Source organism: Streptomyces sp. NPDC086835 (assembly GCF_044745705.1).
GTDB lineage: Bacteria > Actinomycetota > Actinomycetes > Streptomycetales > Streptomycetaceae > Streptomyces.
This window is the reverse complement of record NZ_JBIVAU010000009.1, coordinates 185,410-208,633: the sequence shown is the minus strand read 5'-3', so window position 1 is coordinate 208,633 and position 23,224 is coordinate 185,410. Positions and strand designations below refer to the sequence as shown.

Below are 23,224 nucleotides of genomic sequence, written 5' to 3'. Positions count from 1 at the left end.
GCATGGACACCAACGGCAGTGGCGCCCTGGAAGGTGCGGTGATCGCGGTGGCCGGCGCGGCCGGTCCCGCCGGCCGGGCCACCCTGCTCCGGCTCGCCGAGGCGGGCGCCGTCGTCGTCGCCTCCGACGCCGACGCCCAGCGGCTCGCCGAGGCCGTGGACGCGGCCAGGTACGCCCACGGCGGAGCCACCGTCACCGGCGACACCGTCGACCTGCTCGACCTGGGCGCCGCCCGCGAGTGGGCCGACAAGACCGAGAAGGAGTTCGGCCGGATCGACGGACTGGTCCACCTCGTGGGCGGCTGGCGCGGCAGTGCCTCGTTCACCGAGACCAACCCCGCCGACTGGGAGCTGCTGGAGAAGCTGCTGATCCGTACCGTCCAGAACACGTCGCTCGCCTTCCACGACGGTCTGCTGCGCAGCGACAAGGGCCGCTACCTGCTGATCAGCGCTGCGGGAGCGAGCAGGCCCACGGCGGGCAACGCGGCGTACGCGGCGTCCAAGGCCGCCGCGGAGGCGTGGACCCTGGCCCTCGCCGACTCGTTCCGCAAGGCGGGGGGCGAGCAGGGCCCGAATGCCGCTGCTGCCATCCTGGTCGTCAAGGCACTGGTGCACGACGCCATGCGCGCCGAGCGTCCCAATGCGAAGTTCGCGGGCTTCACCGACGTGACGGAGCTGGCCGACGCCATCGCCGGACTCTGGGGCCGCCCCGCTCAGGAAGTGAATGGACAGCGTCTGTGGCTGACCCCCGAACCGTAAAGACCGACGCACGGCGCCACCACGACCCGTCCGTGCGCGGGTTCGCCAGCGACAACTACGCGGGTGCCCACCCGGAGATCCTCGCCGCTCTCGCCCTCGCCAACGGCGGCCACCAGGTCGCCTACGGCGAGGACGAGTACACCGACCATCTCCAGCGCGTCGTCCACAGCCACTTCGGCCCGACGGCCGAGGCCTTCCCGGTCTTCAACGGCACCGGCGCCAACGTGACCGCGCTCCAGGCGCTCACCGACCGCTGGGGCGCCGTGATCTGCGCCGAGTCGGCACACATCAACGTCGACGAGGGCGGCGCGCCGGAGCGCATGGGCGGGCTGAAGCTGCTGACCGTGCCCACGCCGGACGGCAAGCTCACGCCCGAACTCATCGACCGGCAGGCGTGGGGGTGGGACGACGAGCACCGGGCCATGCCGCAGGTGGTGTCGATCACTCAGAACACCGAGCTGGGCACCGTCTACACCGTGGACGAGATCCGCGCGATCGTCGCCCACGCCCACGGCCACGGCATGAAGGTCCATCTCGACGGGGCCCGGATAGCCAACGCCGCGGCGTCGCTGAACGTGCCCATGCGGGCCTTCACCAACGCCGTCGGGGTCGATGTCCTGACCTTCGGCGGCACCAAGAACGGCATGCTCTTCGGTGAGGCGGTCGTCGTCCTGAATCCGGACGCGGTCAGCCACATGAAGCACCTGCGCAAGCTCTCCATGCAGCTCGCCTCGAAGATGCGCTTCGTGTCCGTGCAACTGGAGGCGCTGCTCGCCAAGGACCTGTGGCTGCGCAACGCCCGGCACTCCAACGCCATGGCCCAGCGGCTCGCGGACGGTGTGCGGGCGGTGGACGGGGTGGAGATCCTCTACCCCGTGCAGGCGAACGCCGTCTTCGCACGGCTGCCGCACGACGTCAGCGAGCGGCTGCAGAAGCGCTTCAGGTTCTACTTCTGGGACGAGGCGGCCGGCGACGTGCGCTGGATGTGCTCGTTCGACACCACGGAGGACGACGTGGACTCCTTCCTCCAGGCGCTGAAGGAAGAGATGGCGCGCCGCTCTTGAACAAGGCTCGCCGCATAAATATACGGCCGACCGATAAGTCATTGACTGTCGGTCGGCCGTCTTTCTATGCTCCCCGGTCATGGAGTTCATCCAACAAGACCCGGAACTTTCGGCCTATTTGGCTGCCGACGGCGTCATCGACCACGACCATCCGATCGTTCGAGAGGTCGCCGCCGACCTGGCGCGCCAAGCGGCTGATTCATACGTATACGCCCAGGCTGCTTACGAGTACGTCCGTGACGCGGTACCGCACTCGCATGACACGGGCGACCCGCGGGTCACCTGGCGCGCCTCCGACGTGCTGCGGCAGCGCACCGGCATCTGCTACGCCAAGTCCCACGCCCTGGCCGCGCTGCTGCGCGCCGAGGACATCCCGGCGGCCCTGTGCTACCAGCGGCTGGAGGGGGTGGTGCACGGCCTGGTGGCGGTTCGCTTCCATGGCGCCTGGCACCGTCAGGACCCCAGAGGTGGCCGGCACGGTGGATCCGTGCCGTTCTCGCTGGCGGGGGAGCGGCTGCCGTTCACGCCCAGGCCGGAGTCCAGTGACGTGAACTATCCGGTACTCTACGCTGCACCGCACCCCGTGGTCCTGGAAGCCCTCCAGAAGGCTCCCGACCGGGCGCGTCTGTGGCAGACGCTCCCGACCTCCCTCTGAGAAGTTCGAGGCAAGCAGGCGATGACTCTCCGGCTCACCGTGTCCGACGACGTGCGCGCTCTCGCGCCCGGCTTCACCCATGTCGCCGTCGAGGCGCACGGGCTCACCAACGGCCCCAGTAACGAGGGGAGTTCGGCTCTCCTCGACGAGGCCGCCCGCCGGCTCGCGAGCCGCCTCGACGGGCGCGCGCCCCACGAGGATCCCGCAATGGTCGCCTGGCGCGAGGCCTACACGGCGTTCGGCGCCAAGCCGTCCCGTACCCGCAACTCGGCGGAGGCGCTGGCCAGGAGGGCGTTCGCGGACGGCGGGCTGCCCCGGATCAACGTCCTGGTCGACGTCTACAACGCCATCAGCGTGGCGCACCTGATCCCCGTCGGCGGCGAGGACACCGACCGGATCAAGGGCGGCATGAGGCTCGTCAGGGCCACGGGACAGGAACCGTTCGTCACCGTGGCGGGCGGCGCTGAGACCGTCGAACACCCGGAGCCCGGCGAGGTCGTCTGGTGCGACGACGAAGGCGTCACCTGCCGGCGCTGGAACTGGCGGCAAGGGGCGCGCACCCGGCTGACGGAGGACTCGGCGAACGCCCTGTTCCTGCTCGAGGGGATGGGCCCCGCGGCGGGCGGCGAGGCGGCGGCCGCGGCAGCCGAACTCGCCGAATCACTGGAGAAGCTGAGCCCGGGGGCGCGGGTCACCGTTCATGACCCGCGCTAGTGCCTCCTGTCCGGGCATGCGGGCTCAGTGCGCCTCGCGGACCTCGGCGGGCGTGGGGGCCGTGCCGCCGAGGTGGGCGGGGACCCACCAGGTGTCGGCCGCGTCCCTGGGGCGCACGGGGTAGGCGCGCTGCGCCGCCTCGAGCAGTTCCTGGACGCGCTCGCGCAGCCGCCGGGTGATCGCGCCGGCGTACTGGTCGGTGGGCGCCTCGAGGGGCTCGCCGACGCGGATGGTCACGGGGATGTGGGAGCGCTTGAAGTTGCGCGGCCGGCCCTTGGTCCACAGCCGCTGCGTGCCCCACAACGCCATCGGGATCAGCGGGACGCCCGCCTCCTGCGCGAGGCGCGCCGCACCCGACTTGAACGACTTGAGCGTGAACGACTGGGAGATCGTCGCCTCGGGGAAGACGCCCACGATCTCGCCGGAGCGCAGCGAGTCCAGCGCGTGCGCGTACGCCGCCTCGCCCTGCTTGCGGTCCACGGGGATGTGCTTCATCCCCCGCATCAGCGGGCCGGAGATCTTGTGGCGGAAGACCGACTCCTTCGCCATGAAGCGCACCAGGCGCTTCTGCGGCAGGGCGCCGAGGCCGGTGAAGATGAAGTCCAGATAGCTGATGTGATTGCTGACCAGCACCGCTCCGCCGGTGCGCGGAATGTTCTCCGACCCCTGAGTGTCGATCTTCAGGTCGAGCGCCTTGAACATCGTGAGAGCGGCGCCGATGACCGGCCGATAGACGAGCTCTGCCATGGGGGGAGGACCCTTTCGTCAAGCCCGGGGAGGGTTCGCCCGGTTGGAAGTTACGCAGCCGTAGGTTTTTGGCTTTGGGCCGATCGTGCCCCATGTGCGCCGTGCTGACCAGTCCTGGACGCCCGCGGGCGCGAGATTCTCGTCACTTCACGGACGGGAACCCGGCCGGCGACGCGGCCTGCGGGAATCCCTGCCGGGCGGGGAACGCTGCACTTCGGGGAAGTGAACGCACGGAGCAGGGCGGAAGGCGGAGAAGGTGCGCGGACAGGACGCGGAACGACGCCTCGGCGCGCCGGAGCTGGGCCGGCCCCCGGGCGAGCGTGCCACCCTCGTCCAGTTCTCCACCGCCTTCTGCCAGCCCTGCCGGGCCACCCGGCGCATCCTCGCCGACATCGCCGCGATGGTCGACGGAGTCGTCCACATCGAGATCGACGCCGAGGACCACCTGGCCCTTGTACGCGAACTCGGCATCAAGAGCACGCCGACCGTGCTGGTCCTCGACGCCGCCGGACGGATCGTCACCAGGGCGTCCGGCACGCCCCGCAAGGCCGATGTCATCGCCGCGCTGGGGCGGGCGATATGACGCCCGTGACCCTGGTCGCACCTTCCGGGGCGCACTTGACTGTGTACGCCATGTATCGACAGGCTGGCTTCCGTGCTTCCAGAACTCCTTCTCGACGGGCGGGTTCATGCCGATCTCTCCCGTGACGCGAGCGCTCGCTGTCAGGCTGCCCGTGCAGCCGCAGTCGCATAGTCCGCTCCCCAAGAAGGAACTCTCGATGACGGCCTCGCCTGATCTCGGCGCCGCTCAGCTCGCCTCTCCCGAACTCCTGCGCTCGGTCTTCCGGCAGCACGCCGCCGGTGTCGCGGTGATCACCGCGGCGGGTCCGCGTCCGGTCGGATTCACCGCGACCTCGCTCACCTCCGTCGCAGCCGAGCCGCCGCTGATCTCGTTCGGTGTGGGCACCGGCTCCTCCAGTTGGCCGGTCGTCGCGGAGGCCGGACATGTCGGCGTGCACATACTCGGCGAGCACCAGCGCGAGCTGGCCGCCACCTTCGCCCGCAGCGGCGCCGACCGCTTCGCGCCGCCGACGAGCTGGCGCGCCGGGCCGGAAGGGGTCCCCGTGCTGGACGGTGTGCTTGCCTGGATGGTGTGCCGGGTCGTGGCCAGGGTGCCCGCGGGCGACCATCGCATCGTGATCGCCGAGGCGGTCGTCGGGGATCCGGCGGGCGGCGGCCGGCCACTGCTTTACCACCAGGGACGCTTCACCGCTCTGCGGGAGTGAACTGTGCGGAGGCGGCGGACACTCCGTTGTCAAGGTCACAGTGCAAAGCGCTTGCTTAGCGGGAACACACTGGGTGTACTGACGAGTAATATTTCGTTCGGAGCGCGGCCCGCCCCGACCGGGATCCGCCCCATCGGACGCCTATGCTGCGTTCACAAGGCAGTCCAGTAGAGACGATGCAGTAGGAGAGCCGGCGTGAGCCTGAGGATCGTTGTCTGTGTGAAGTACGTGCCCGACGCCACCGGCGACCGGCACTTCGCCGATGACCTGACCGTCGACCGCGACGACGTCGACGGCCTGCTGTCGGAGCTGGATGAGTACGCGGTCGAGCAGGCGCTGCAGATCGCGGACGAGGCGGACGATGCCGAGGTCACCGTGCTGACCGTCGGCCCCGAGGACGCGAAGGACGCGCTGCGCAAGGCGCTGTCCATGGGCGCCGACAAGGCCGTCCACGTCGAGGACGACGACCTGCACGGCTCCGACGTCATGGGCACCTCGCTGGTGCTCGCGAAGGCGATCGAGAAGACCGGTTACGACCTGGTCATCGCCGGCATGGCCTCCACCGACGGCACCATGGGCGTGCTGCCGGCGATCCTCGCCGAGCGTCTGGGTGTCCCGCAGGTCACCCTGCTCTCCGAGGTCTCCGTCGAGGACGGCACCGTGAAGGGCCGCCGCGACGGCGACACCGCCAGCGAGCAGCTCGAGGCGTCCCTGCCGGCCGTCGTGTCCGTGACGGACCAGTCGGGCGAGGCCCGCTACCCGTCCTTCAAGGGCATCATGGCCGCCAAGAAGAAGCCCGTGGAGTCCCTGGACCTCGAGGACCTCGAGATCGACGCGGAAGAGGTCGGCCTCGAGGGCGCCTGGACCAAGGTCGACTCGGCCGCGGAGCGCCCGGCCCGCACCGCCGGCACGATCGTCAAGGACGAGGGCGAGGGCGGCAAGCAGCTCGCGGAGTTCCTCGCGAGCCAGAAGTTCATCTAGAGGCTTCGGCCCTCTACCGCCCCCTTCATACTTCGCAAGCAGGAGAGAAGAAGTCCCATGGCTGAAGTTCTCGTCTACGTCGACCACGTGGACGGCGCCGTCCGCAAGCCCACCCTGGAGCTGCTGACGCTGGCCCGCCGTATCGGCGAGCCCGTCGCCGTCGCTCTCGGCTCCGGTGCCGAGAACACCGCCGCCGCGCTCGCCGAGCACGGCGCGGTGAAGGTCCTCACGGCCGACGCCCCCGAGTTCGCCGAGTACCTGGTCGTCCCGAAGGTGGACGCGCTGCAGGCCGCGTACGAGGCCGTCTCCCCGGCCGCCGTGCTCGTCCCGTCCTCCGCCGAGGGCAAGGAGATCGCGGCCCGCCTCGCGGTCCGTATCGGCTCCGGCATCATCACCGACGCCGTCGACCTCGAGGCCGGCGACGAGGGCCCGGTCGCGACGCAGTCCGCGTTCGCCGCGTCCTTCACCACCAAGTCCCGCATCACCAAGGGCACCCCGGTCATCACGGTCAAGCCGAACTCGGCCGCCGTGGAGGCCGCCCCGGCCGCCGGCGCCGTCGAGGCGCTGTCCGTCTCCTTCTCCGACCAGGCAACGGGCACCAAGGTCGTCTCGCGCACCCCGCGTGAGTCGACCGGCCGCCCGGAGTTGACCGAGGCCGCGATCGTCGTCTCCGGCGGCCGTGGCGTCAACGGCGCCGAGAACTTCGCGATCATCGAGGCGCTCGCCGACTCCCTCGGTGCCGCCGTGGGCGCCTCGCGCGCCGCCGTCGACGCCGGCTGGTACCCGCACACCAACCAGGTCGGCCAGACCGGCAAGTCCGTGTCGCCGCAGCTGTACATCGCCTCCGGCATCTCCGGCGCGATCCAGCACCGCGCCGGCATGCAGACCTCGAAGACCATCGTGGCCATCAACAAGGACGCCGAGGCCCCGATCTTCGACCTGGTCGACTACGGCGTGGTCGGCGACCTCTTCGAGGTCGTCCCGCAGCTGACCGAAGAGGTCAAGACCCGCAAGGGCTGATCTGCAGGTTCTCTTTCGGCCCGGGGCCGCGCGGTGTTCTCCACCGCGCGGCCCCGGTCCGTTCCGGGGGACCATTGACGCAGATCACGGCCGCCCATTAACTTCATTCAACAGAATGTTGAATCCGTGATGCGGAAACCACGGATCCCGAAGTGTGCGGAGGGTGTGGGAATGGGTCAGCAGGAGAAGGTGGCGACGAGCCTCGCGGGCGCGGTCAGCGAGGGCATCAGCGCCTCCCTGGCCACGGTGGACGCGGAACTCGCCCGCCGCTACCCCGGGGATCCGGGCACCCGCCAGCCCGTCCACACCGTCTACGTCCCCGGCAACGACTTCGACGCCGGCACGATCCGCTCGTGGGGCGACCAGGCACTCGCCGCACTCGACGAGCACGCGCCCGACGCCCGCACCTTCGCGCGCGTCCTCGGCCTCGCGGACGAGCTCGCGGAACCCGTGTACACCCGCGTTCGCGCCAAGCTGGAGCGCGAGCCGATCGAGGACCTGCGCGTCGACTTCGAGGACGGCTACGCGGGGACCGGCGGGGCCGATGAGGACGCGGACGCCGCACGCGCCGCGCGGCTGATCTCCGAGGCCTACGAACAGGGCACCGCCGCCCCGTACATGGGCATCCGGATGAAGTGCATGGAGGCTGCCGTACGCGACCGCGGCATCCGCACCCTCGACATCTTCCTCACCGGCCTGATGGAGCGCGGAGGGCTGCCCGACGGGCTCGTCCTGACCCTCCCCAAGGTCACCTACACCGAGCAGGTCACCGCCATGGTGCGACTCGTCGAGGAGTTCGAGAAGGCCCGCGGTCTGGAGCCCGGCCGCATCGGCTTCGAGATCCAGATCGAGACCAGCCAGTCGATCCTCGCAGCCGACGGCACCGCCACCGTCGCCCGGATGATCGACGCGGCCGAGGGCCGGGCCACCGGACTGCACTACGGCACCTTCGACTACAGCGCCTGCCTCGGCGTCAGCGCGGCCTACCAGTCCAGCGACCACCCCGCCGCCGACCACGCCAAGGCCGTCATGCAGGTGGCCGCCGCCGGCACCGGAGTACGCGTGTGCGACGGGTCCACCAACGTGCTGCCCGTCGGACCCGCCGACAAGGTCCACGACGCCTGGCGGCTCCACTACGGCCTCACCCGCCGCGCCCTCGCCCGCGCCTACTACCAGGGCTGGGACATGCACCCCGGCCACCTTCCCACCCGGTACGCCGCCGTGTTCGCGTTCTACCGCGAGGGCTTCGAGCAGGCAGCGGCACGCCTCGCCGCCTACGCCGGCCGTATGGGCGGCGACGTGATGGACGAGCCCGCCACCGCCAAGGCGCTCAGCTCCTACCTGCTGCGCGGCATCGACTGCGGCGCCCTCGACGAGGCGGAGGTCAGCGGCCTGACCGGCCTCGACCGCGCCGGACTCGACAGCTTCGCCCGGCCGCGGCGCGGCGACCTGACCGCCACAGCCGGGTAACACCCGGCGTCGGCAGTGCGCTGCCCCCTCTAGTCTGTGATCCGTCACTTTCGGATACGAGGAGCGGGGCAGCGGTGTCAACGGGGGAGAACGAGCGGCTGGCCGGGCGTTACCGGCTGGTCGAACAACTGGGCCGCGGCGGCATGGGCGTCGTCTGGCGGGCGGTCGACGAGGTGCTCGGGCGCGAGGTCGCCGTCAAGGAACTGCGCACCTACACCGACTCGTCGGCGCCCGAACTCGCCGACCTGACCGTGCGGATGCAGCGCGAGGCCCGGGCCGCCGCCCGCGTCCGGCATCCCGGGGTCGTCGCCGTCCACGACGTCGCGGAGCACGAGGGCCGACCGGTCATCGTGATGGAACTCGTCGACGGCCCCTCGCTCGACGACGTGCTGAACACCCGCGGCGTGATGGACCCGCGGGAGGCCGCCGGCATCGGCGCGAGCGTGCTCGAGGCCCTCGGCGCCGCGCACCGCGCCGGCGTGCTGCACCGGGACGTCAAACCGGGCAACGTCCTGCTGGACCGCTCCGGCCGTGTCGTGCTCACCGACTTCGGCATCGCGGCCATGGACGATCCCGGCGACGGCTCCACGTCCCATCTCACCCGCAGCGGTGAGATCGTCGGCTCCCTCGACTACCTGGCACCCGAGCGCGCCCAGGGCAACGACCCGGGTCCGGCCTCCGACGTGTGGGCGCTCGGCGCCACCCTGTACGCGGCGGTCGAAGGTTCGTCGCCGTTCCGCCGCACCTCCACCTGGTCGACGCTCACCGCGATCGTCGCCGAGCCGCTGCCGGAGCCCCGCCGCGCCGGTCCGCTCGCGCCGGTACTGCGGCAGCTGATGCACAAGGACCCGGCGCAGCGGCCCGACGCCGACGCGGCGGCGCGGATGCTGTCGGCCGTAGCCGCCGGTCAGGATCCCGCCGGACACACGGCGCCGCTCGGTCCCTGGGCGGACGGACCGCGGGAACAGGCGCCGCCCAGGGTGCCGACCGTGCTCAACGCGGCGCCGTACCAGCCGCAGGGCTTCGGTCCCGCGGACTTGGGACCTGCCGCGGGCGGTGCCGTGCCCGGTGGGGCGTCGTACGCGCCGCAGGCAGCCGGTTCCGCAGGCGGTGCGATGCCGGGCGCCGCGGCGTCGTACCCGCCGCAGACAGCCGGCTCCCCCGGGGCGGGCACCGCCGGGCCGTCGGAACCTTTCGGTCGCTCCGACGGCCGGCCGGGCCGGCACGGTCGCAGCAAGGTGATGATCGCCGCGGCGGTCGCCGCGGTCCTGCTCGCCGGCGGCGGCGTGACGTACGCGCTCGTAGGCAACGACGGCAGCAGCACCGGCGGCGCACTCGCGGGCGGCGAGGCCGGCGGCCCCTCCGCCGATGCGAGCCCTTCCGGTGACACGCCGGGCACCAGCCCGGCGGGCGAGCAGTCCCCGACCACCGGCACCGGGCCCGACGACAAGGGCACGGACGGGAAGAAGTCACCGTCGCCGTCCTCGAAGGCGCCCGCGCAGGGCGGCACAGCGGCCGGATCGGACTCCGGAGGATCGACCGGCGGAAGCGGGAGCGGCCCGGACGGCGGCTCCGACGGCGGCGCCTCCGGCGGTTCCACGGGCGGTTCCACAGGGGGGAGTTCGACCAGCGGCGGAGCGGCCGGCGCAGGCGGCACGACCGGCGGCGGCACTGCCGAGCCCGCGCCGGCGTGCCACGCGATCGGCGCCGGCAAGTACAACTGCCAGGTGTGGAAGACCGCGCACTCCTACAACGACGGCGGTGCCCAGGTCGGTGTCCTCAACGCGGGCACCAACTACTTCTACTGCCAGTCGAACCTCGGCCGCCGCGAGACCTCCGGCGAGTGGACCAACGTCTGGTGGGCCAAGACGGACGACGACAGCGGCAACCGCAACGTCTGGGTCAGCGACGTCTACGTCCAGGGCGGCGCCAACGACGAGCCGGTACCGGGCCTCCCCGTGTGCTGAGCCCCCGCCGTCCCGGGAGGGCCGGCCCCGGTCAGGACGGCGGCGGGATCTCCCCGGAGCCGCGCGGCACGAGCACCGTCTCCAGCGCCACCTGGGCCGGCTCGTCGTTCACCCCGTCGAGCCGGCGGAACAGCCGCTCCGCCGCGGTGCGCCCCAGCGCCGCGGCGTCCTGGGCTATGACGGTGATGCCGAGCAGGTCCGCGAGCTCGATGTCGTCGAACCCGACGAGGGCGACACGCTGGTCGTGCCCCGCGAGGACCCGTACGGCGGTCACCGTCACCCGGTTGTTGCCGGCGAAGATCGCGGTGACCGGTTCGGGGCCCGCCAGCACCGACTTCACGGCCTCCTGCACCCGCTCGGGGGCCGTCGAGCCGAGGGCGACCCACGAGTCGTCGATCATCAGACCCGCGTCCTCCATGGCGGCCCGGTAGCCGCGCAACCGCTCCACAGCGGTGTGGATGCGCGGCTGGTCGCCGATGAAGGCGATACGGCGGTGGCCGTGCGCGATCAGATGCGCCACACCGGCCCGCGCGCCGCCGAAGCTGTCGGAGAGCACCACGTCCGCGTCGATCCGGCCCGGCGGACGGTCGACGAACACGGTGGCCACGCCCGCCTTCATCTCCGGCTCCAGATAGCGGTGGTCGTCGCCCGCCGGAATCACGATCAGGCCGTCCACCCGGCGGGCGCACAGCGCCAGCGCCAACTCCTGCTCCCGCTCCGGGTCCTCTGCGCTGGAGCCGTTGATGAGCAGTGCGCCGTGGGCCCGTGCGACCTCCTCGACCGCGCGGCTCAGCGGACCGTAGAACGGGTCGGCGAGATCCTCGAGAACGAGGCCGATGGAGGCGGTGCGGCCCTTGCGCAGCACACGCGCGCTGTCGTTGCGGCGGAACCCGAGGGACTCGATCGCTTCCTGCACCCGGCGCTCGGTGTCCGGAGTGACACCCGGCTCGCCGTTGACCACGCGGGACACCGTCTTCAGCCCCACGCCGGCCCGTGCCGCCACGTCCTTCATCGTGGGCCGGTTCCCGTAGCGGGGCTCGGGGCCGCGAGGGCCGCCCGGAGGCGTCGGGGGACGGGTCGAATCGGCCACAGTGCGCTGTCCTTCTGGGTCTGGGCGGTCACGTTCTTCGTATTTGTAGCGTGTGGCGTCGAGCATAGGCCCTGGACAACGTTGTCAGGGGAATGGAGACTGTTATGGAAACCGCAGGTCCGACAGCTCCCGGGGGATCCCGTACCGATGCATAACAGCCTCGTCGCCGCTCTCGACATCGGCGGCACCAAGATCGCCGGCGCGCTGGTGGACGGCAACGGCGCGATTCTCCACCGCGCCCAGCGCCCCACACCCGCCCACGACGACGGCGAGACGGTGATGCACGTGGTCGAGAACGTCCTCGCCGAGCTGACGGCCTCACCGCTGTGGGTCGGGGCCACCGCGCTCGGCATCGGCAGCGCCGGTCCGGTCGACGCCTCCGCCGGTACGGTCAGCCCGGTCAACGTGCCCGGATGGCGCGGATTCCCGCTCGTCGACCGGGTGTCGCACGCCATCGGCCGCCACCTGCCGATCACGCTCGTCGGCGACGGCGTCGCCATGACCGCCGCCGAACACTGGCAGGGCGCCGCGCGCGGTTACGACAACGCGCTGTGCATGGTCGTCTCCACCGGCGTCGGCGGCGGCCTGGTGCTCGGCGGCAAGCCGCACGCCGGACCGACGGGCAACGCCGGGCACATCGGCCACATCAGCGTCGACCTCGACGGCGACCTGTGCCCCTGCGGCGGGCGCGGCTGCGTCGAACGCATCGCCAGCGGACCCAACATCGCCCGCCGGGCGCTCGAGAACGGCTGGCGGCCCGGGCCGGGCGGGGACACGTCCGCCGCGGCCGTCGCGGAGGCGGCGCGCGCCGGCGACCCCGTCGCCACCGCCTCGTACGAGCGCGCCGCCCAGGCGCTCGCCGCGGGGATCGCCGCCACCGCCACGCTCGTCGAGATCGAGATCGCCGTGGTCGGAGGGGGAGTGGCCGGGGCGGGCGACGTACTGTTCGGCCCGCTGCGGCGTGCGCTGCGCGACTACGCCACGCTCTCCTTCGTCCAGCGGCTGACCGTCGCGCCCGCGGTGACCGGCACGGACGCCGGGCTGGTGGGCGCGGCGGCCGCGGCGATGCTGGGGCGGGGGGAGGCGGCGGTGCCGGTGGGGCGGGGCTGACGCGCGTTTCGGGCGGGGCCCGGTGGGGGTGCGTGCGCCCCTGCGGGGCGTGGCTGCGGGCCGCGTCGGCGGTGGTGCGGGTGTCGGGGCCTCCGGGGGGCCGGAGTGGCTGTCCTCACCGCGCTTCGCGCGAGTTGCGACGCTTTACTTCCGGACACCCCACCTCCTCCGACCCCGCCCCCCTCACGTCCTGTTTTCCTCTCCGGCCGGTGGTCGCCCTACGCGCGGGCGGTCCGGCCTCACGCGTCGAACCGCGGTGTCACGCAGGGCTGTCGAGCAGGGCCAGGTGTACCTCGCGGAGGCGGTCCGGTTCCGCGATCACGTCGATCTCGGTGATTTTGTCGTCCTCGATCGTGAACTCGAGGACCAGGAAGAGCCGACCGCGCGGTGCCATCACGAGGCCGACCGAGCCGTTCACCAGGGCCGGTTCGCTGAAGCGGACCCGCTCCGACGCGGCCGACGCGCCCCTGGCCACGGCCTCCGCGCCGTGGAACACGAGCGGCTCCGGGGTCGGGCCGACGGCCCGGTCCGCGCGGAAGACGACGTCCGGATGGAGCACCGACACGAGCGCGGCGAAGTCCCCGCCGCGGGCGGCGGCGAGGAAGGCTTCGACGACCCGACGCTGCTGGTTCAGGTCGGCCTCCTGCGCCGGGGCCGTACCCCTGACCCGGCGGCGGGCGCGGCTCGCCAGTTGCCTGGTCGCGGTGGGGGAGCGCTCGATCATGGGGGCGATCTCGTCGAAGGGCACGGCGAACATGTCGTGGAGCACGAACGCCAGCCGTTCGGCCGGCGACAGCATGTCGAGCACCACCAGCAGCGCCGGCCCGACCGAGTCGGCCAGCAGCGCCTCCTGTTCGGGGTCGGGTCCGTCGGCCTTGTCGACGGTCGAGGGCTCGAGCGGTTCCTCACGGCGTCTTTCGCGGCTGCGGAGCATGTTCAGACACACCCGTGCCACGATCGTGGTCAGCCATCCGCCGGGGTTCTCGATGTCGCCGGTCTCCGCGCGGTCGACGCGCAGCCAGGCCTCCTGCACGGCGTCCTCGGCCTCGCTCGCGGAGCCGAGCATCCGGTAGGCCACTGCGTGCAGACGGGACCGGTGCTCCTCGAAGTGCTCCTTCGACCATGCGTGCTCGTCCACCGGGTCTCGTTCCTTCCTCGCGGTGTCATGGAAGTAGACCCCGTGGAGCGGGCCGATGTGACAGCAACCGGGGCGGGCGTTGCGGTAGGGCTTGTTGGAGTCTGTTGGGGAATTTCCTGTTCAAACCCCGTGGTGCTGGTGCGGACCGGCTTCTGCGTCTTCGTTCTCGCCAATTTCATGCGCACCTTGCCGCAGGAGATCCTCGAGGGGGCGATCGTGGACGGCGCGGGCGTGTGGACCCAGTACTGGCGGGTCACGCTGCCGCTGTGTCGGCCCGCGCTCGCGGCGTTGGGCACGCTTCAGTTCACCTGGATGTACAACGACTTCCTGTGGGCGCTGGTCTTCATCTCCGACGGCGACAAGCTGCCCATCACCTCGGCGTTGAACAACCTGCGCGGCCAGTTCTTCACGGACTACAACCTGCTGGCGGCGGGATGCGTGATCGTGGCGCTCCCCACGCTCGTCGTCTTCCTGCTGCTCCAGCCCCACTTCATGGCCGGGCTCACGCTGGGTTCCACCAAGGGCTGAGCCCAAGGGGCGTCACCAGTCCCGCTCCGAGCTCTGCTGCTGCGGCACCACGACCAGGAACGCGTCCGAGTCCAGGTCCATCACGACCTCCGCGGCCAGACCTTCGTCCCTGCGGTGGCGGGCGTACTCCTCCGCCTGCCGACTACCCCGCGGATCACCCGCCGGGAACTTCTCCAACACTGTGCGGCGCATGACGCACTCCCTCGTCTCTCCCGCTCCAACGACGGTCCCCGGCAGGTGTCACGGCCCGGCCACAGTTGGAGTGCCTGACCGGCCGACCGGTTCCGGTACCGGGTTTGCGTGGCAGGGTGTTGCGGGCAATCCACTGTGGGCTACGGAAGAGGGGGACCCGTGATCGTCTGGATCAACGGTGCGTTCGGAGCGGGCAAGAGCAGTACCGCACGCGAACTGATCGACCTGATCCCGAACAGCACACTGTTCGACCCCGAACTGATCGGCGCGGGCATGCGCCACCTGTTGCCGGCCAAGCGGCTGGCCGAGGTCGGCGACTACCAGGACCTGCCCATCTGGCGGCGGCTCGTGGTGGACACGGCGGCCGCCCTGCTGGCGGAGCTGGGTGGTGTGCTGGTGGCGCCCATGACCCTGCTGCGCCAGGACTACCGTGACGAGATCTTCGGCGGCCTCGCCTCTCGCCGGATAGCGGTGAGGCATGTGCTACTGGCACCTGCTGAAACGATTTTGCGCGAGCGGATAGCCGCCCGCGAAGCGTTCCCGGGCGACGCCGAGGAGAGCGAACGCGTCCGCCGGTGGGCCGTCGGGAACATCGAGCGCTATCAGGCCGCGCTCGGTTGGCTGGCGGGCGACGCGCACGTGATAGACAACAGCCGCCTCGGCCCTCGGGCGGTAGCCGCGGCCGTCGCCGAAGCCGTACGCACGGGCGCGGCACCGGTCAGCGACATCGTCCAGACGCCCGAACCGGTGGCCGAGACCCTCGCCGCCGGCGTGCTGCTCTTCGACGCACACGACCGGGTGCTCCTCGTCGACCCGACCTACAAGCCCGGCTGGGAATTCCCCGGCGGCGTCGTGGAGCGCGGCGAGGCGCCCGCCCGGGCGGGCATGCGGGAGGTCGCGGAGGAACTCGGCATCGAACTGGCCGAGGTGCCCCGGCTGCTGCTCGTCGACTGGGAGCCGCCCGAGCCGCCCCGCTTCGGCGGACTGCGACTGCTGTTCGACGGCGGCCGGCTCCCCGAGGGCGACGCCGGACGCGTACTGCTTCCCGGCTCCGAACTCCGCGGCTGGCAGTTCGCCACCGAACACGAAGCGGCGGCCATGCTGCCGCCCAACCGCTACGAGCGGCTGCGCTGGGCCCTGCGGGCCCGCGAGCGGGGAACGGTCCTCAACCTGGAGGCGGGCGTTCCGGTCGGCGGTTCCTGACACCTCACGGCCCCTGACGGTGCCGGCCGGAGAGGACCCCATGGCCGGGCCGGTGATTCCCTTCGCAGGCCCTGTCGCACCATCACCGCGGCCGGCCGGCGGCCCTCAGCCGCTGGCCGCCCCGGACGCGGCCAGCAGCACCGCGGCGGAGTCCTCGGTGAGCGGCTCCCCGTGCCCGAAGCAGACCGTGGACGGCGCGAGCGACGCGAGGCGGCGCATCGACGCCAGCGCCGCCGCCCGGTCCACGTTGAACACCCCCAGCATCACCTCGCCGACACCGGCGACGCAGTCACCCGTGAACAGCACCCCGTGGGCCGGAAGATGGAGGCCGATCGAGCCGTCGGTGTGCCCGGGGGAGTGCACCACCCGCGCTCCGTCACCGAAGTCCAGCACGTCGCCGTCCTCCAACTCGCGGTCCACCCGGGTGGGCGGCGCCGGCGGCACGGTCAGCCCGTGCTCGTACAACGGAACCTCCCAGTCCAGCAGGACCGGTTCCGGCACCGGCCGCTCGCCCCGAACCACCGGGGCGTCCAGCCGGTGCGCGAGCACCTCGGCGCCGTACCGCTCCGCCAACTCGCCTGCCGCGCCCACATGGTCGCGGTGGCAGTGCGTCAGGACGATCCGCCGGATGCGCGCGGGGTCCAGTCCGGCGCCGCGCAGCGCCTTCTCGATCAGCGGTGCGCCACCCGCCTGCCCCGCGTCGACCAGCGTGAGCTCGTCGCCGTCGCGCCACACGTACGCCTGACCGATCGGGAAGCGGAGCATGTACAGCCTGGGCGACACCTGGATGAAGTCCATGCGGCGAACCTACGCAGGCGCACGGCCCGCCGCACGGATCTCTGCTCTCGGCAGATCCGGGAGGTCAGCTCCGCTTCGACCGGGCGTAGTTGCCCAGGAACAGCGCTTCCGTGACCGACATCCGCTCGAGCTCCGAGGGCGACACGCTCTCGTTGACGGCGTGGATCTGCGCCTCCGGCTCGCTCAGGCCGATCAGCAGGATCTCCGCGTCCGGGTACAGAGCGGCGAGCGTGTTGCACAGCGGGATCGAGCCGCCCATGCCCGAGGCCTGCATCTCCTCGCCCGGGTACGCCACCTTCATCGCCTCGGCCATCGACGCGTACGCGGGGCTCGTCACATCCGCACGGAACGCCTGACCCTGGCCGATCTGCTCGACCGCCACCCGCGCGCCCCACGGCGTGTGCGCCTCCAGGTGCGCGGCCAGCAGCTTGTTCGCCTCCGCCGCGTCCTGGCCCGGCGGCACCCGCAGGCTGATCAGTGCCCGCGCGGACGCCTGCACCGACGGCGTCGCGCCGACCACGGGCGGGCAGTCGATGCCCAGCACCGTCACGGCGGGCCGGGCCCAGATCCGGTCCGCGACCGTGCCGTCGCCGATCAGACCCACCCCGTCGAGCACCTTGGCGTCCCTGCGGAAGTCCTCCTCCGGGTAGGCGAGCCCGTCCCACGTCGCGTCCGCCGCGAGCCCGTCCACGGTCGTGGAGCCGTCCTCGTCCCGCAGCGAGTCCAGCACCCGGATGAGTGCGGCCAGCGCGTCCGGGGCTGCGCCGCCGAACTGCCCGGAGTGCAGATTCCCCCCGAGGGTGTCGATCTGCACCCGCAGCAGCGTCATGCCGCGCAGGCTCGCCGTGACCGTGGGCAGCCCGACACGGAAGTTGCCCGTGTCACCGATGACGACCGCGTCCGCGGCCAGCAACTCGGGGTGGGCCTCGGCGTACTGCTCCAGACCACCGGTGCCCTGCTCCTCCGAGCCTTCCACGATGACCTTGACGTTCACCGGCACGCCGCCGTTCGCCTTGAGGGCGCGCAGCGCGAGCAGGTGCATGATGAAGCCGCCCTTGCAGTCCGCCGTACCCCGCCCGTACCAGCGGCCGTCCCGCTCGGTCAGCTCGAACGGCGGCGAGATCCACGCCGCCTCGTCCAGCGGCGGCTGCACGTCGTAGTGCGCGTACAGCAGGACGGTCGGGGCGCCGGCCGGGCCGGGCAGGAAGCCGTAGACGGACTGGGTGCCGTCGGGGGTGTCCAGGACGGCCACGTCCGTGAAGCCCTCCGCGGTCAGGGCGCCCGCCACCCATGCGGCCGCTGCCTCGCACTCGCTCTTCGGGAACTGCGCCGGGTCCGCGACCGACCGGAACGCCACCAGTTCCGCGAGCTCCGCCTTGGCGCGGGGAAGCAGCGAAGCGACGGTTTCTGCGATCGGTACGGCGGTCATGGGCACGCTCCTCGAGGGCACGACGTTGTGCGATGTGTGTACGGCGAATGTGTGGTCGATCCTCCCACAAGGAGTGGGAGGCGACCGCGCCGTAGGATGCCGTCGAGAGCTTGGGCCACAGGTCGGATCGGGAGCAGAAGTACATCGTGAGCAGCGAGAACGATGCCACCGGAGCAGAGGCGGCAAATGAGCTTGGCGACCCCGTGTGGGACGTCGTCGTGGTCGGCGGAGGGCCCGCGGGCGCGTCGGCGGCCTATGCGGCGGCGGTGACCGGCCGCAGGGTGCTTCTGCTGGAGAAGGCCGAACTGCCCCGCTACAAGACCTGCGGCGGGGGGATCATCGGACCGTCCCGCGACAGTCTGCCGCCCGGCTTCGAACTGCCGCTGCGTGACCGGGTGCACGCGGTGACCTTCTCGCTCAACGGCAGGCTGGCCCGCACCCGCCGCTCCAAGCGGATGCTCTTCGGGCTCATCAACCGTCCGGAGTTCGACGCCGGTCTGGTCGAGCAGGCGCAGAAGGCCGGAGCGGTGCTGCGCACCGGCGCGACGGTGTCCCGCGTCGAACAGCACGGACCCGCCGTACCGGACCGGCGCACGGTCGCCGTGGTGCTGTCGGACGGGGAGACGGTCCTGACGCGCGCGGTCGTCGGCGCCGACGGCAGTGCCGGCCGGATAGGCGCACATGTCGGTGTGAAGCTCGACCAGGTCGATCTCGGGCTCGAGGCGGAGATCCCGGTCCCGGCGACGGTGGCGGAGGACTGGGAGGGCCGGGTCCTCATCGACTGGGGCCCGATGCCCGGCAGTTACGGCTGGGTGTTCCCCAAGGGGCGGACGCTGACGGTCGGTGTGATCTCGGCGCGCGGTGAAGGGGCCGCCACCAAGCGGTACCTGGAGGACTTCATCGCCCGGCTGGGGCTCGCCGGCTTCGAGCCCGCCATCTCCTCCGGCCACCTGACCCGCTGCCGCAGCGACGACTCGCCGCTCTCCCGCGGCCGGGTCCTGGTCTGCGGCGACGCGGCCGGGCTGCTCGAGCCGTGGACCAGGGAAGGCATCTCGTTCGCGCTGCGCTCCGGACGGCTCGCGGGGGAGTGGGCCGTACGGATCGCGGAGGCCCACGACGCCGTCGACGCGCGCCGGCAGGCGCTGAACTACGCGTTCGCCGTCAAGTCCGGGCTCGGCGTCGAAATGGCGGTCGGACGACGGATGCTGGCCGTCTTCGAACGCCGGCCGGGACTGCTGCACGCGGTCCTGACCGGGTTCCGGCCCGCGTGGAAGGCGTTCGCGGACATCACCCGCGGGTCGACGACGCTGGCCGGCCTGGTGCGCACGCACCCGCTGGCGCGGCGTGCGCTGGACGTCCTGGACAAGCGGGCGGCGTCGCAGCCCGCGCCGTGAACACGCCCGGCGGGGCCGCCGTTCGGCGGCCGCGCCCGGCCTGCGGCGCGCGGGCCGGTCGTGGCGGGCCGGTCCGGTCGTGGCGGGGCGGTCCGGCCACGCCCGGTGCGCCGCCCGGCACCGCACGGGGTCACCCTGTGACGGTGATCCGGAAGACGGGGTGCCGGTGGGCCGCCGCGAGGAGCTCCTCGTCCGTGGACCGGGCGTCGACGTCGCCGAAGAAGCGGCCGACCTCCCAGCCCCAGCGCTCGAGGTAGGTGCGCAGCAGCTCCGGTTTCTGGTCGTCGGGCAGCTCCACTGCGGTGAATTGCTGCGTTCTGCGGCCGACCTTGAGCTGCCCGCCGCCGGCGGCGCGGAGGTTTCGGACCCACTGGGAGTGGCCACGGGCGGATATCAGGTACGGGCCGCCGTCGTAGGGCAGCGGGTTGACGGGGATCGCGCGCCACTCCCCACTGGTCCGGCCGCGTACGGAGAGCTCCGCCGTGCCCATGAGGCTGATGCCCCGGCGGGCGAGCCAGCCGACGGCGTTGTTCAGGATCGTGTCGAACCGGTTGGGCTTGATGTAGTGCGCCTGCGGCATGGCGTTCTCCCCTGGGCTGGACCGGTTCGGCCGGTGTCCTGATTCGTGACCGGCGCTTCATTTCGAGATCACTGCTCTCGATTGGGATCAGTGTGCACGTCTAGGGGCAGTAAAGCAAGAGCACTGCTCTCGTTGTTGGCTACTGCTCTGGAACGTGACAGAGTGTCCCACCATGAGCACCATCCGAGGGGCCAGGGAACGGGCCCGCACCGAGATCACCGCGGCCATCAAGGACGAGGCCCGCGCGCAACTCGCCGCAGAAGGCGCGGCCAAGCTCTCCCTCCGCGCCGTCGCCCGCGAACTCGGCATGGCCTCCTCCGCCCTCTACCGCTACTTCCCCAGCCGCGACGACCTGCTCACCGCCCTGATCGTCGACGCCTACGACTCAGCCGGCGCCGCCGCGGAGTCCGCCCTCGCCGCGGCCCCGCTCTCGGCCGGCCACTTCGCCCGCTGGACCGCGGCCTGTTCCGCCGTACGCGCCTGGGCTCTCGACCACCCGCACGAGTACGCCCTCGTCTACGGCTCACCCGTGCCCGGCTACAGCGCACCCCAGGACACCGTCGCCGCGGCCTCCCGCGTCCCCCTCGCGCTCGTCTCCGTCGTCCGCGACGCCCACCGCACGCACGGTCTCGCGCTGCCGCCGCTGTCGGGCGGGCTGCGCGCGGAAGCGGAGCGCATGGCCGCGGACATCGCCCCCGATTTGCCGCCGGCCGTCGTCGCCGCGATGGTCGCCGCCTGGTCGCACGTCTTCGGGACGATCTCCTTCGAGCTCTTCGGGCACTTCAACAACGTGGTCGCGGACCGGGAGGCCTTCTTCGAGCACACTGTCACCCGGATCGCCCACGAGGTGGGACTGCGCGCCGAGGCCGCCGGCACATCGCCGGGCAGCGGCGCCGGGTCCTGACGCAGTACCCGCCCGTGCAGGGCACGCGGCGCCGGACCGGCATCCGCGCCCATGGACCCGATCCGGCGCCGACCGCGCGAACCGGTGGGCGCCGCGCCCGCTGCGCCGACCGCACGCCGAGGCCGGGCTCCCGGAGGCCGCCGGCCCGCGGCCCCTACTCCCCTGGGAGTACGTGGGACCGCCACGCCCGGCTGACGCCGGTGGGGACCGCGCCGGTCTAGCGTGGCCGCATGGAACAGCAGCGCACCGCAAACCGCGGAGGGCCGCCCTGGTCGCGAGGCGGACCGCCGTGGAGGCGGGCCTTCGAGGACCGGCACGACAGCGCACGGCTCCCGTGGCTGTCGACCCTCGCCCTCGCCGTATTCGTCATGGTCGGCACGGGCTTCGCCGCCGAGGGGCAGCAGGACACCCGCGAGCCGCTCGACGTGTTCGCGCGGGTCCTCCTCCTCGCCGGCCCGGCGCTGCTCCTGCTGCGCAAGCGGTATCCCGTCGTCACCGTCTTCGGAGTCTGCGCCGTCGCGTTCGTGTACTTCGCCGCCGGTTATCCGTACGGGCCGGTCTTCCTCACCATCGCCGTCGCCTGCTTCGCCGCTATCGTCGCGGGGCACCGACGCGCCGCCTGGTGGGCGGTCGGCCTGCTCTGGGCCGGGCACCTGCTGATCGCGCACTGGCTGTACCGGTACCTGCCACCGGGCGGTGACGACGCCGCGCCCTGGGGCCAGGAGGTGTTCATCACCGCCTGGGTGATCGCGATCGTCGCCGCGTCCGATCTGGTACGCGTACGGCGCGAGGTCTGGGCACGGGAACGTGCCGAGCGCGCCGCCGCGGAACGACGCCGGGCGGACGAGGAACGGCTGCGCATCGCCCGCGAACTCCACGACGTGCTCGCGCACTCGATCTCCGTCATCAACGTCCAGGCGGGGGTCGGTCTCGCGCTGCTCGACTCCGACCCGGAGCAGGCCCGCAGTGCCCTGACGACCATCAAGGCGGCGAGCAAGGAGGCCCTGGGCGAGGTACGCCAGGTGCTCGACACGCTCCGCACCCCCGGCGACGCGCCTCGCGCCCCCGCCCCCGGCCTCGACCGTCTGCCGGAACTGGTCGAACAGGCCGCCGGCGCCGGACTCACCGTCGAGGTCGAGCGGGTCGGGGAACCGGCGGCGCTCGCGCCGGGCACCGACCTGGCGGCCTTCCGGATCGTCCAAGAGGCCCTGACCAACGTCGTGCGGCACTCCGGTTCACGTACCGCCCGCGTACGGATCGCGTACTCGCCGGGCAGACTCGCCCTCCAGGTCGACGACGAGGGGCCCGCGACCGGCTCCGCCGGCGGCAGCGGCAACGGCCTTGTCGGTATGCGCGAGCGGGCCGGCGCGCTCGGTGGCACCATCGAGGCGGGTCCGCGGCGGGACGGCGGTTTCCGGGTCCTCGCCGACCTTCCCCTGCAGGCCAAGGAGTCACCGTGATCCGTGTAGTGCTCGCCGACGATCAGATGCTGGTCAGGGCCGGTTTCCGGGCGCTGCTGGACGCCCAGCCCGACATCGGGGTCGCGGGCGAGGCGTCCGACGGCGAGGAAGCGGTGCGCCTGGTGGGCGAACTGCGTCCGGACGTGGTGCTGATGGACATCAGGATGCCGCTGATGGACGGCCTGGCCGCCACCCGCCGGATCACGGGCGACGAGCGCCTGGCGGACGTGAAGGTGGTCATGCTCACCACCTTCGAGCTCGACGAGTACGTCTTCGAGGCCATCCGCTCGGGTGCCTCCGGCTTCCTGGTGAAGGACACCGAGCCGGAGGAACTGCTGCGCGCGGTACGGGCGGTGGTGGAAGGGGACGCGCTGCTGTCGCCCGGTGTGACGCGTCGTCTGATCGCCGAGTTCGCCGCCCGCTCCAAGGGCCCCGCCGAGGCCCGGGGACTCGGTGAACTCACTGAACGGGAACGGGAGGTCATGGCCCTGGTCGGCATCGGCCTGTCCAACGAGGAGATCGCCCGTCGCCTGGTCGTCAGCCCACTGACCGCCAAGACGCACGTCAGCCGCACCATGGTGAAGCTCGGGGCCCGCGACCGGGCCCAACTGGTCGTCCTCGCCTACGAGTCGGGCCTGGTGCGCCCCGGCTGGCTCGGCTGATGAACCGCGCGCCGCGGGTCCCCGCGGCCGTCGCCCTCACAGGACGCGCTCCGGAAGAAACCCGGTACCCGAAG

The 23,224-nt window shown here is 72.0% G+C and carries 23 protein-coding genes and 1 pseudogene; 17 read left to right on the top strand and 7 right to left on the bottom strand.

The window, feature by feature from the left end:
• The first annotated feature begins 2 nt into the window (after window positions 1-2).
• The 4 genes from ACIPJI_RS27000 to ACIPJI_RS26985 all read left to right on the top strand — a co-directional run bounded on the left by ACIPJI_RS27000 (window position 3) and on the right by ACIPJI_RS26985 (window position 3,191).
• Window positions 3-758 (top strand): SDR family NAD(P)-dependent oxidoreductase, encoded by a 756-nt coding sequence (locus tag ACIPJI_RS27000; RefSeq protein WP_356620506.1) that lies wholly within the window; start codon window positions 3-5, stop codon window positions 756-758.
• Window positions 737-1,822: a low specificity L-threonine aldolase gene (locus ACIPJI_RS26995; RefSeq protein WP_356620399.1), complete on the top strand. Its 1,086-nt coding sequence runs from the start codon at window positions 737-739 to the stop codon at window positions 1,820-1,822. Before ACIPJI_RS27000 ends, ACIPJI_RS26995 begins: the two co-directional genes overlap by 22 nt.
• A gap of 79 nt (window positions 1,823-1,901) precedes the next feature.
• Window positions 1,902-2,477 carry a transglutaminase family protein gene (locus tag ACIPJI_RS26990; protein WP_402249377.1) on the top strand — a complete coding sequence of 192 codons (576 nt, stop codon included), beginning with the start codon at window positions 1,902-1,904 and terminating at the stop codon, window positions 2,475-2,477.
• Window positions 2,478-2,498: 21 nt separating this feature from the next.
• Window positions 2,499-3,191: a B3/4 domain-containing protein gene (locus ACIPJI_RS26985; protein WP_402249376.1), complete on the top strand. Its 693-nt coding sequence runs from the start codon at window positions 2,499-2,501 to the stop codon at window positions 3,189-3,191.
• A 24-nt stretch (window positions 3,192-3,215) separates the two neighbouring features.
• Here ACIPJI_RS26985 and ACIPJI_RS26980 read toward each other — a convergent pair whose 3' ends face one another.
• Entirely contained in the window at window positions 3,216-3,938 is a 723-nt protein-coding gene (locus tag ACIPJI_RS26980; protein ID WP_356620402.1) for a lysophospholipid acyltransferase family protein, read from the bottom strand.
• A gap of 256 nt (window positions 3,939-4,194) precedes the next feature.
• On the opposite strand from ACIPJI_RS26980, the gene ACIPJI_RS26975 reads away from it, so the two are divergent.
• The 6 genes from ACIPJI_RS26975 to ACIPJI_RS26950 all read left to right on the top strand — a co-directional run bounded on the left by ACIPJI_RS26975 (window position 4,195) and on the right by ACIPJI_RS26950 (window position 10,662).
• Window positions 4,195-4,521: a TlpA family protein disulfide reductase gene (locus ACIPJI_RS26975; protein WP_402249374.1), complete on the top strand. Its 327-nt coding sequence runs from the start codon at window positions 4,195-4,197 to the stop codon at window positions 4,519-4,521.
• A 196-nt stretch (window positions 4,522-4,717) separates the two neighbouring features.
• The gene (locus tag ACIPJI_RS26970; RefSeq protein WP_307705083.1) at window positions 4,718-5,224 is read left to right on the top strand and encodes a flavin reductase family protein; all 507 of its coding nucleotides are present in this window, start codon (window positions 4,718-4,720) and stop codon (window positions 5,222-5,224) included.
• A 195-nt stretch (window positions 5,225-5,419) separates the two neighbouring features.
• Window positions 5,420-6,205, top strand: a complete 786-nt coding sequence (locus ACIPJI_RS26965; RefSeq protein WP_159694290.1) for an electron transfer flavoprotein subunit beta/FixA family protein — start codon at window positions 5,420-5,422, stop codon at window positions 6,203-6,205.
• Between the two features lie 57 nt (window positions 6,206-6,262).
• On the top strand, window positions 6,263-7,225 hold the full coding sequence (locus ACIPJI_RS26960; protein WP_356620404.1) for an electron transfer flavoprotein subunit alpha/FixB family protein: 963 nt from the start codon (window positions 6,263-6,265) through the stop codon (window positions 7,223-7,225).
• Between the two features lie 171 nt (window positions 7,226-7,396).
• Window positions 7,397-8,695: a DUF6986 family protein gene (locus tag ACIPJI_RS26955; protein WP_402249371.1), complete on the top strand. Its 1,299-nt coding sequence runs from the start codon at window positions 7,397-7,399 to the stop codon at window positions 8,693-8,695.
• 74 nt (window positions 8,696-8,769) lie between these two features.
• Entirely contained in the window at window positions 8,770-10,662 is a 1,893-nt protein-coding gene (locus ACIPJI_RS26950; protein ID WP_402249369.1) for a serine/threonine-protein kinase, read from the top strand.
• Between the two features lie 31 nt (window positions 10,663-10,693).
• On the opposite strand, the gene ACIPJI_RS26945 is transcribed toward ACIPJI_RS26950, so the two are convergent.
• Complete coding sequence (locus tag ACIPJI_RS26945; protein WP_402249555.1) at window positions 10,694-11,674, bottom strand: LacI family DNA-binding transcriptional regulator; 981 nt, start codon at window positions 11,672-11,674, stop codon at window positions 10,694-10,696.
• Between the two features lie 225 nt (window positions 11,675-11,899).
• On the opposite strand from ACIPJI_RS26945, the gene ACIPJI_RS26940 reads away from it, so the two are divergent.
• Window positions 11,900-12,862 (top strand): ROK family protein, encoded by a 963-nt coding sequence (locus tag ACIPJI_RS26940; RefSeq protein WP_402249367.1) that lies wholly within the window; start codon window positions 11,900-11,902, stop codon window positions 12,860-12,862.
• Window positions 12,863-13,121: 259 nt separating this feature from the next.
• Here the strand turns inward: ACIPJI_RS26940 and ACIPJI_RS26935 are convergent, their stop codons facing one another.
• Window positions 13,122-14,000, bottom strand: coding sequence for a sigma-70 family RNA polymerase sigma factor (locus ACIPJI_RS26935; RefSeq protein WP_402249365.1), 879 nt, complete (start codon window positions 13,998-14,000; stop codon window positions 13,122-13,124).
• A gap of 141 nt (window positions 14,001-14,141) precedes the next feature.
• Between ACIPJI_RS26935 and ACIPJI_RS26930 the strand changes: the two are divergent.
• Window positions 14,142-14,528, top strand: a pseudogene (locus tag ACIPJI_RS26930) (carbohydrate ABC transporter permease); the annotation flags it as partial.
• A 12-nt stretch (window positions 14,529-14,540) separates the two neighbouring features.
• On the opposite strand, the gene ACIPJI_RS26925 reads toward ACIPJI_RS26930, so the two are convergent.
• Complete coding sequence (locus tag ACIPJI_RS26925; protein ID WP_159694298.1) at window positions 14,541-14,720, bottom strand: hypothetical protein; 180 nt, start codon at window positions 14,718-14,720, stop codon at window positions 14,541-14,543.
• 159 nt (window positions 14,721-14,879) lie between these two features.
• Here ACIPJI_RS26925 and ACIPJI_RS26920 point away from each other — a divergent pair, with 159 nt between their 5' ends.
• A complete protein-coding gene (locus ACIPJI_RS26920) occupies window positions 14,880-15,923 on the top strand; it encodes an NUDIX domain-containing protein (protein WP_402249363.1) in 1,044 nt (347 codons plus the stop codon).
• 105 nt (window positions 15,924-16,028) lie between these two features.
• Here the strand turns inward: ACIPJI_RS26920 and ACIPJI_RS26915 are convergent, their stop codons facing one another.
• Window positions 16,029-16,721, bottom strand: coding sequence for an MBL fold metallo-hydrolase (locus ACIPJI_RS26915; protein ID WP_356620411.1), 693 nt, complete (start codon window positions 16,719-16,721; stop codon window positions 16,029-16,031).
• Between the two features lie 64 nt (window positions 16,722-16,785).
• Window positions 16,786-18,150, bottom strand: coding sequence for a dipeptidase (locus ACIPJI_RS26910; protein WP_307705075.1), 1,365 nt, complete (start codon window positions 18,148-18,150; stop codon window positions 16,786-16,788).
• A 146-nt stretch (window positions 18,151-18,296) separates the two neighbouring features.
• On the opposite strand from ACIPJI_RS26910, the gene ACIPJI_RS26905 reads away from it, so the two are divergent.
• Entirely contained in the window at window positions 18,297-19,544 is a 1,248-nt protein-coding gene (locus ACIPJI_RS26905) for a geranylgeranyl reductase family protein (protein WP_356620412.1), read from the top strand.
• Between the two features lie 130 nt (window positions 19,545-19,674).
• On the opposite strand, the gene ACIPJI_RS26900 is transcribed toward ACIPJI_RS26905, so the two are convergent.
• Window positions 19,675-20,124, bottom strand: a complete 450-nt coding sequence (locus ACIPJI_RS26900; protein WP_356620413.1) for a nitroreductase family deazaflavin-dependent oxidoreductase — start codon at window positions 20,122-20,124, stop codon at window positions 19,675-19,677.
• A 172-nt stretch (window positions 20,125-20,296) separates the two neighbouring features.
• On the opposite strand from ACIPJI_RS26900, the gene ACIPJI_RS26895 reads away from it, so the two are divergent.
• The 3 genes from ACIPJI_RS26895 to ACIPJI_RS26885 all read left to right on the top strand — a co-directional run bounded on the left by ACIPJI_RS26895 (window position 20,297) and on the right by ACIPJI_RS26885 (window position 23,150).
• Window positions 20,297-21,028 (top strand): TetR/AcrR family transcriptional regulator, encoded by a 732-nt coding sequence (locus tag ACIPJI_RS26895; protein ID WP_356620414.1) that lies wholly within the window; start codon window positions 20,297-20,299, stop codon window positions 21,026-21,028.
• Window positions 21,029-21,258: 230 nt separating this feature from the next.
• Window positions 21,259-22,488, top strand: coding sequence for a sensor histidine kinase (locus tag ACIPJI_RS26890; protein ID WP_402249360.1), 1,230 nt, complete (start codon window positions 21,259-21,261; stop codon window positions 22,486-22,488).
• Entirely contained in the window at window positions 22,485-23,150 is a 666-nt protein-coding gene (locus tag ACIPJI_RS26885) for a response regulator transcription factor (protein ID WP_356620416.1), read from the top strand. Before ACIPJI_RS26890 ends, ACIPJI_RS26885 begins: the two co-directional genes overlap by 4 nt.
• Window positions 23,151-23,224 lie beyond the last annotated feature (74 nt).

Bases quoted from the DNA above. Each gene is read 5' to 3' on its own strand.
- ACIPJI_RS26925 (WP_159694298.1), bottom strand. From the start codon at position 14,720: ATGCGCCGCACAGTGTTGGAGAAGTTCCCGGCGGGTGATCCGCGGGGT.
- ACIPJI_RS26895 (WP_356620414.1), top strand. From the start codon at position 20,297: ATGAGCACCATCCGAGGGGCCAGGGAACGGGCCCGCACCGAGATCACC.
- ACIPJI_RS26980 (WP_356620402.1), bottom strand. From the start codon at position 3,938: ATGGCAGAGCTCGTCTATCGGCCGGTCATCGGCGCCGCTCTCACGATG.
- ACIPJI_RS26990 (WP_402249377.1), top strand. From the start codon at position 1,902: ATGGAGTTCATCCAACAAGACCCGGAACTTTCGGCCTATTTGGCTGCC.
- ACIPJI_RS26960 (WP_356620404.1), top strand. From the start codon at position 6,263: ATGGCTGAAGTTCTCGTCTACGTCGACCACGTGGACGGCGCCGTCCGC.
- ACIPJI_RS26955 (WP_402249371.1), top strand. From the start codon at position 7,397: ATGGGTCAGCAGGAGAAGGTGGCGACGAGCCTCGCGGGCGCGGTCAGC.
- ACIPJI_RS26910 (WP_307705075.1), bottom strand. From the start codon at position 18,150: ATGACCGCCGTACCGATCGCAGAAACCGTCGCTTCGCTGCTTCCCCGC.
- ACIPJI_RS26915 (WP_356620411.1), bottom strand. From the start codon at position 16,721: ATGGACTTCATCCAGGTGTCGCCCAGGCTGTACATGCTCCGCTTCCCG.
- ACIPJI_RS26985 (WP_402249376.1), top strand. From the start codon at position 2,499: ATGACTCTCCGGCTCACCGTGTCCGACGACGTGCGCGCTCTCGCGCCC.
- ACIPJI_RS26970 (WP_307705083.1), top strand. From the start codon at position 4,718: ATGACGGCCTCGCCTGATCTCGGCGCCGCTCAGCTCGCCTCTCCCGAA.
- ACIPJI_RS26900 (WP_356620413.1), bottom strand. From the start codon at position 20,124: ATGCCGCAGGCGCACTACATCAAGCCCAACCGGTTCGACACGATCCTG.
- ACIPJI_RS26890 (WP_402249360.1), top strand. From the start codon at position 21,259: ATGGAACAGCAGCGCACCGCAAACCGCGGAGGGCCGCCCTGGTCGCGA.
- ACIPJI_RS27000 (WP_356620506.1), top strand. From the start codon at position 3: ATGGACACCAACGGCAGTGGCGCCCTGGAAGGTGCGGTGATCGCGGTG.
- ACIPJI_RS26940 (WP_402249367.1), top strand. From the start codon at position 11,900: ATGCATAACAGCCTCGTCGCCGCTCTCGACATCGGCGGCACCAAGATC.
- ACIPJI_RS26945 (WP_402249555.1), bottom strand. From the start codon at position 11,674: ATGAAGGACGTGGCGGCACGGGCCGGCGTGGGGCTGAAGACGGTGTCC.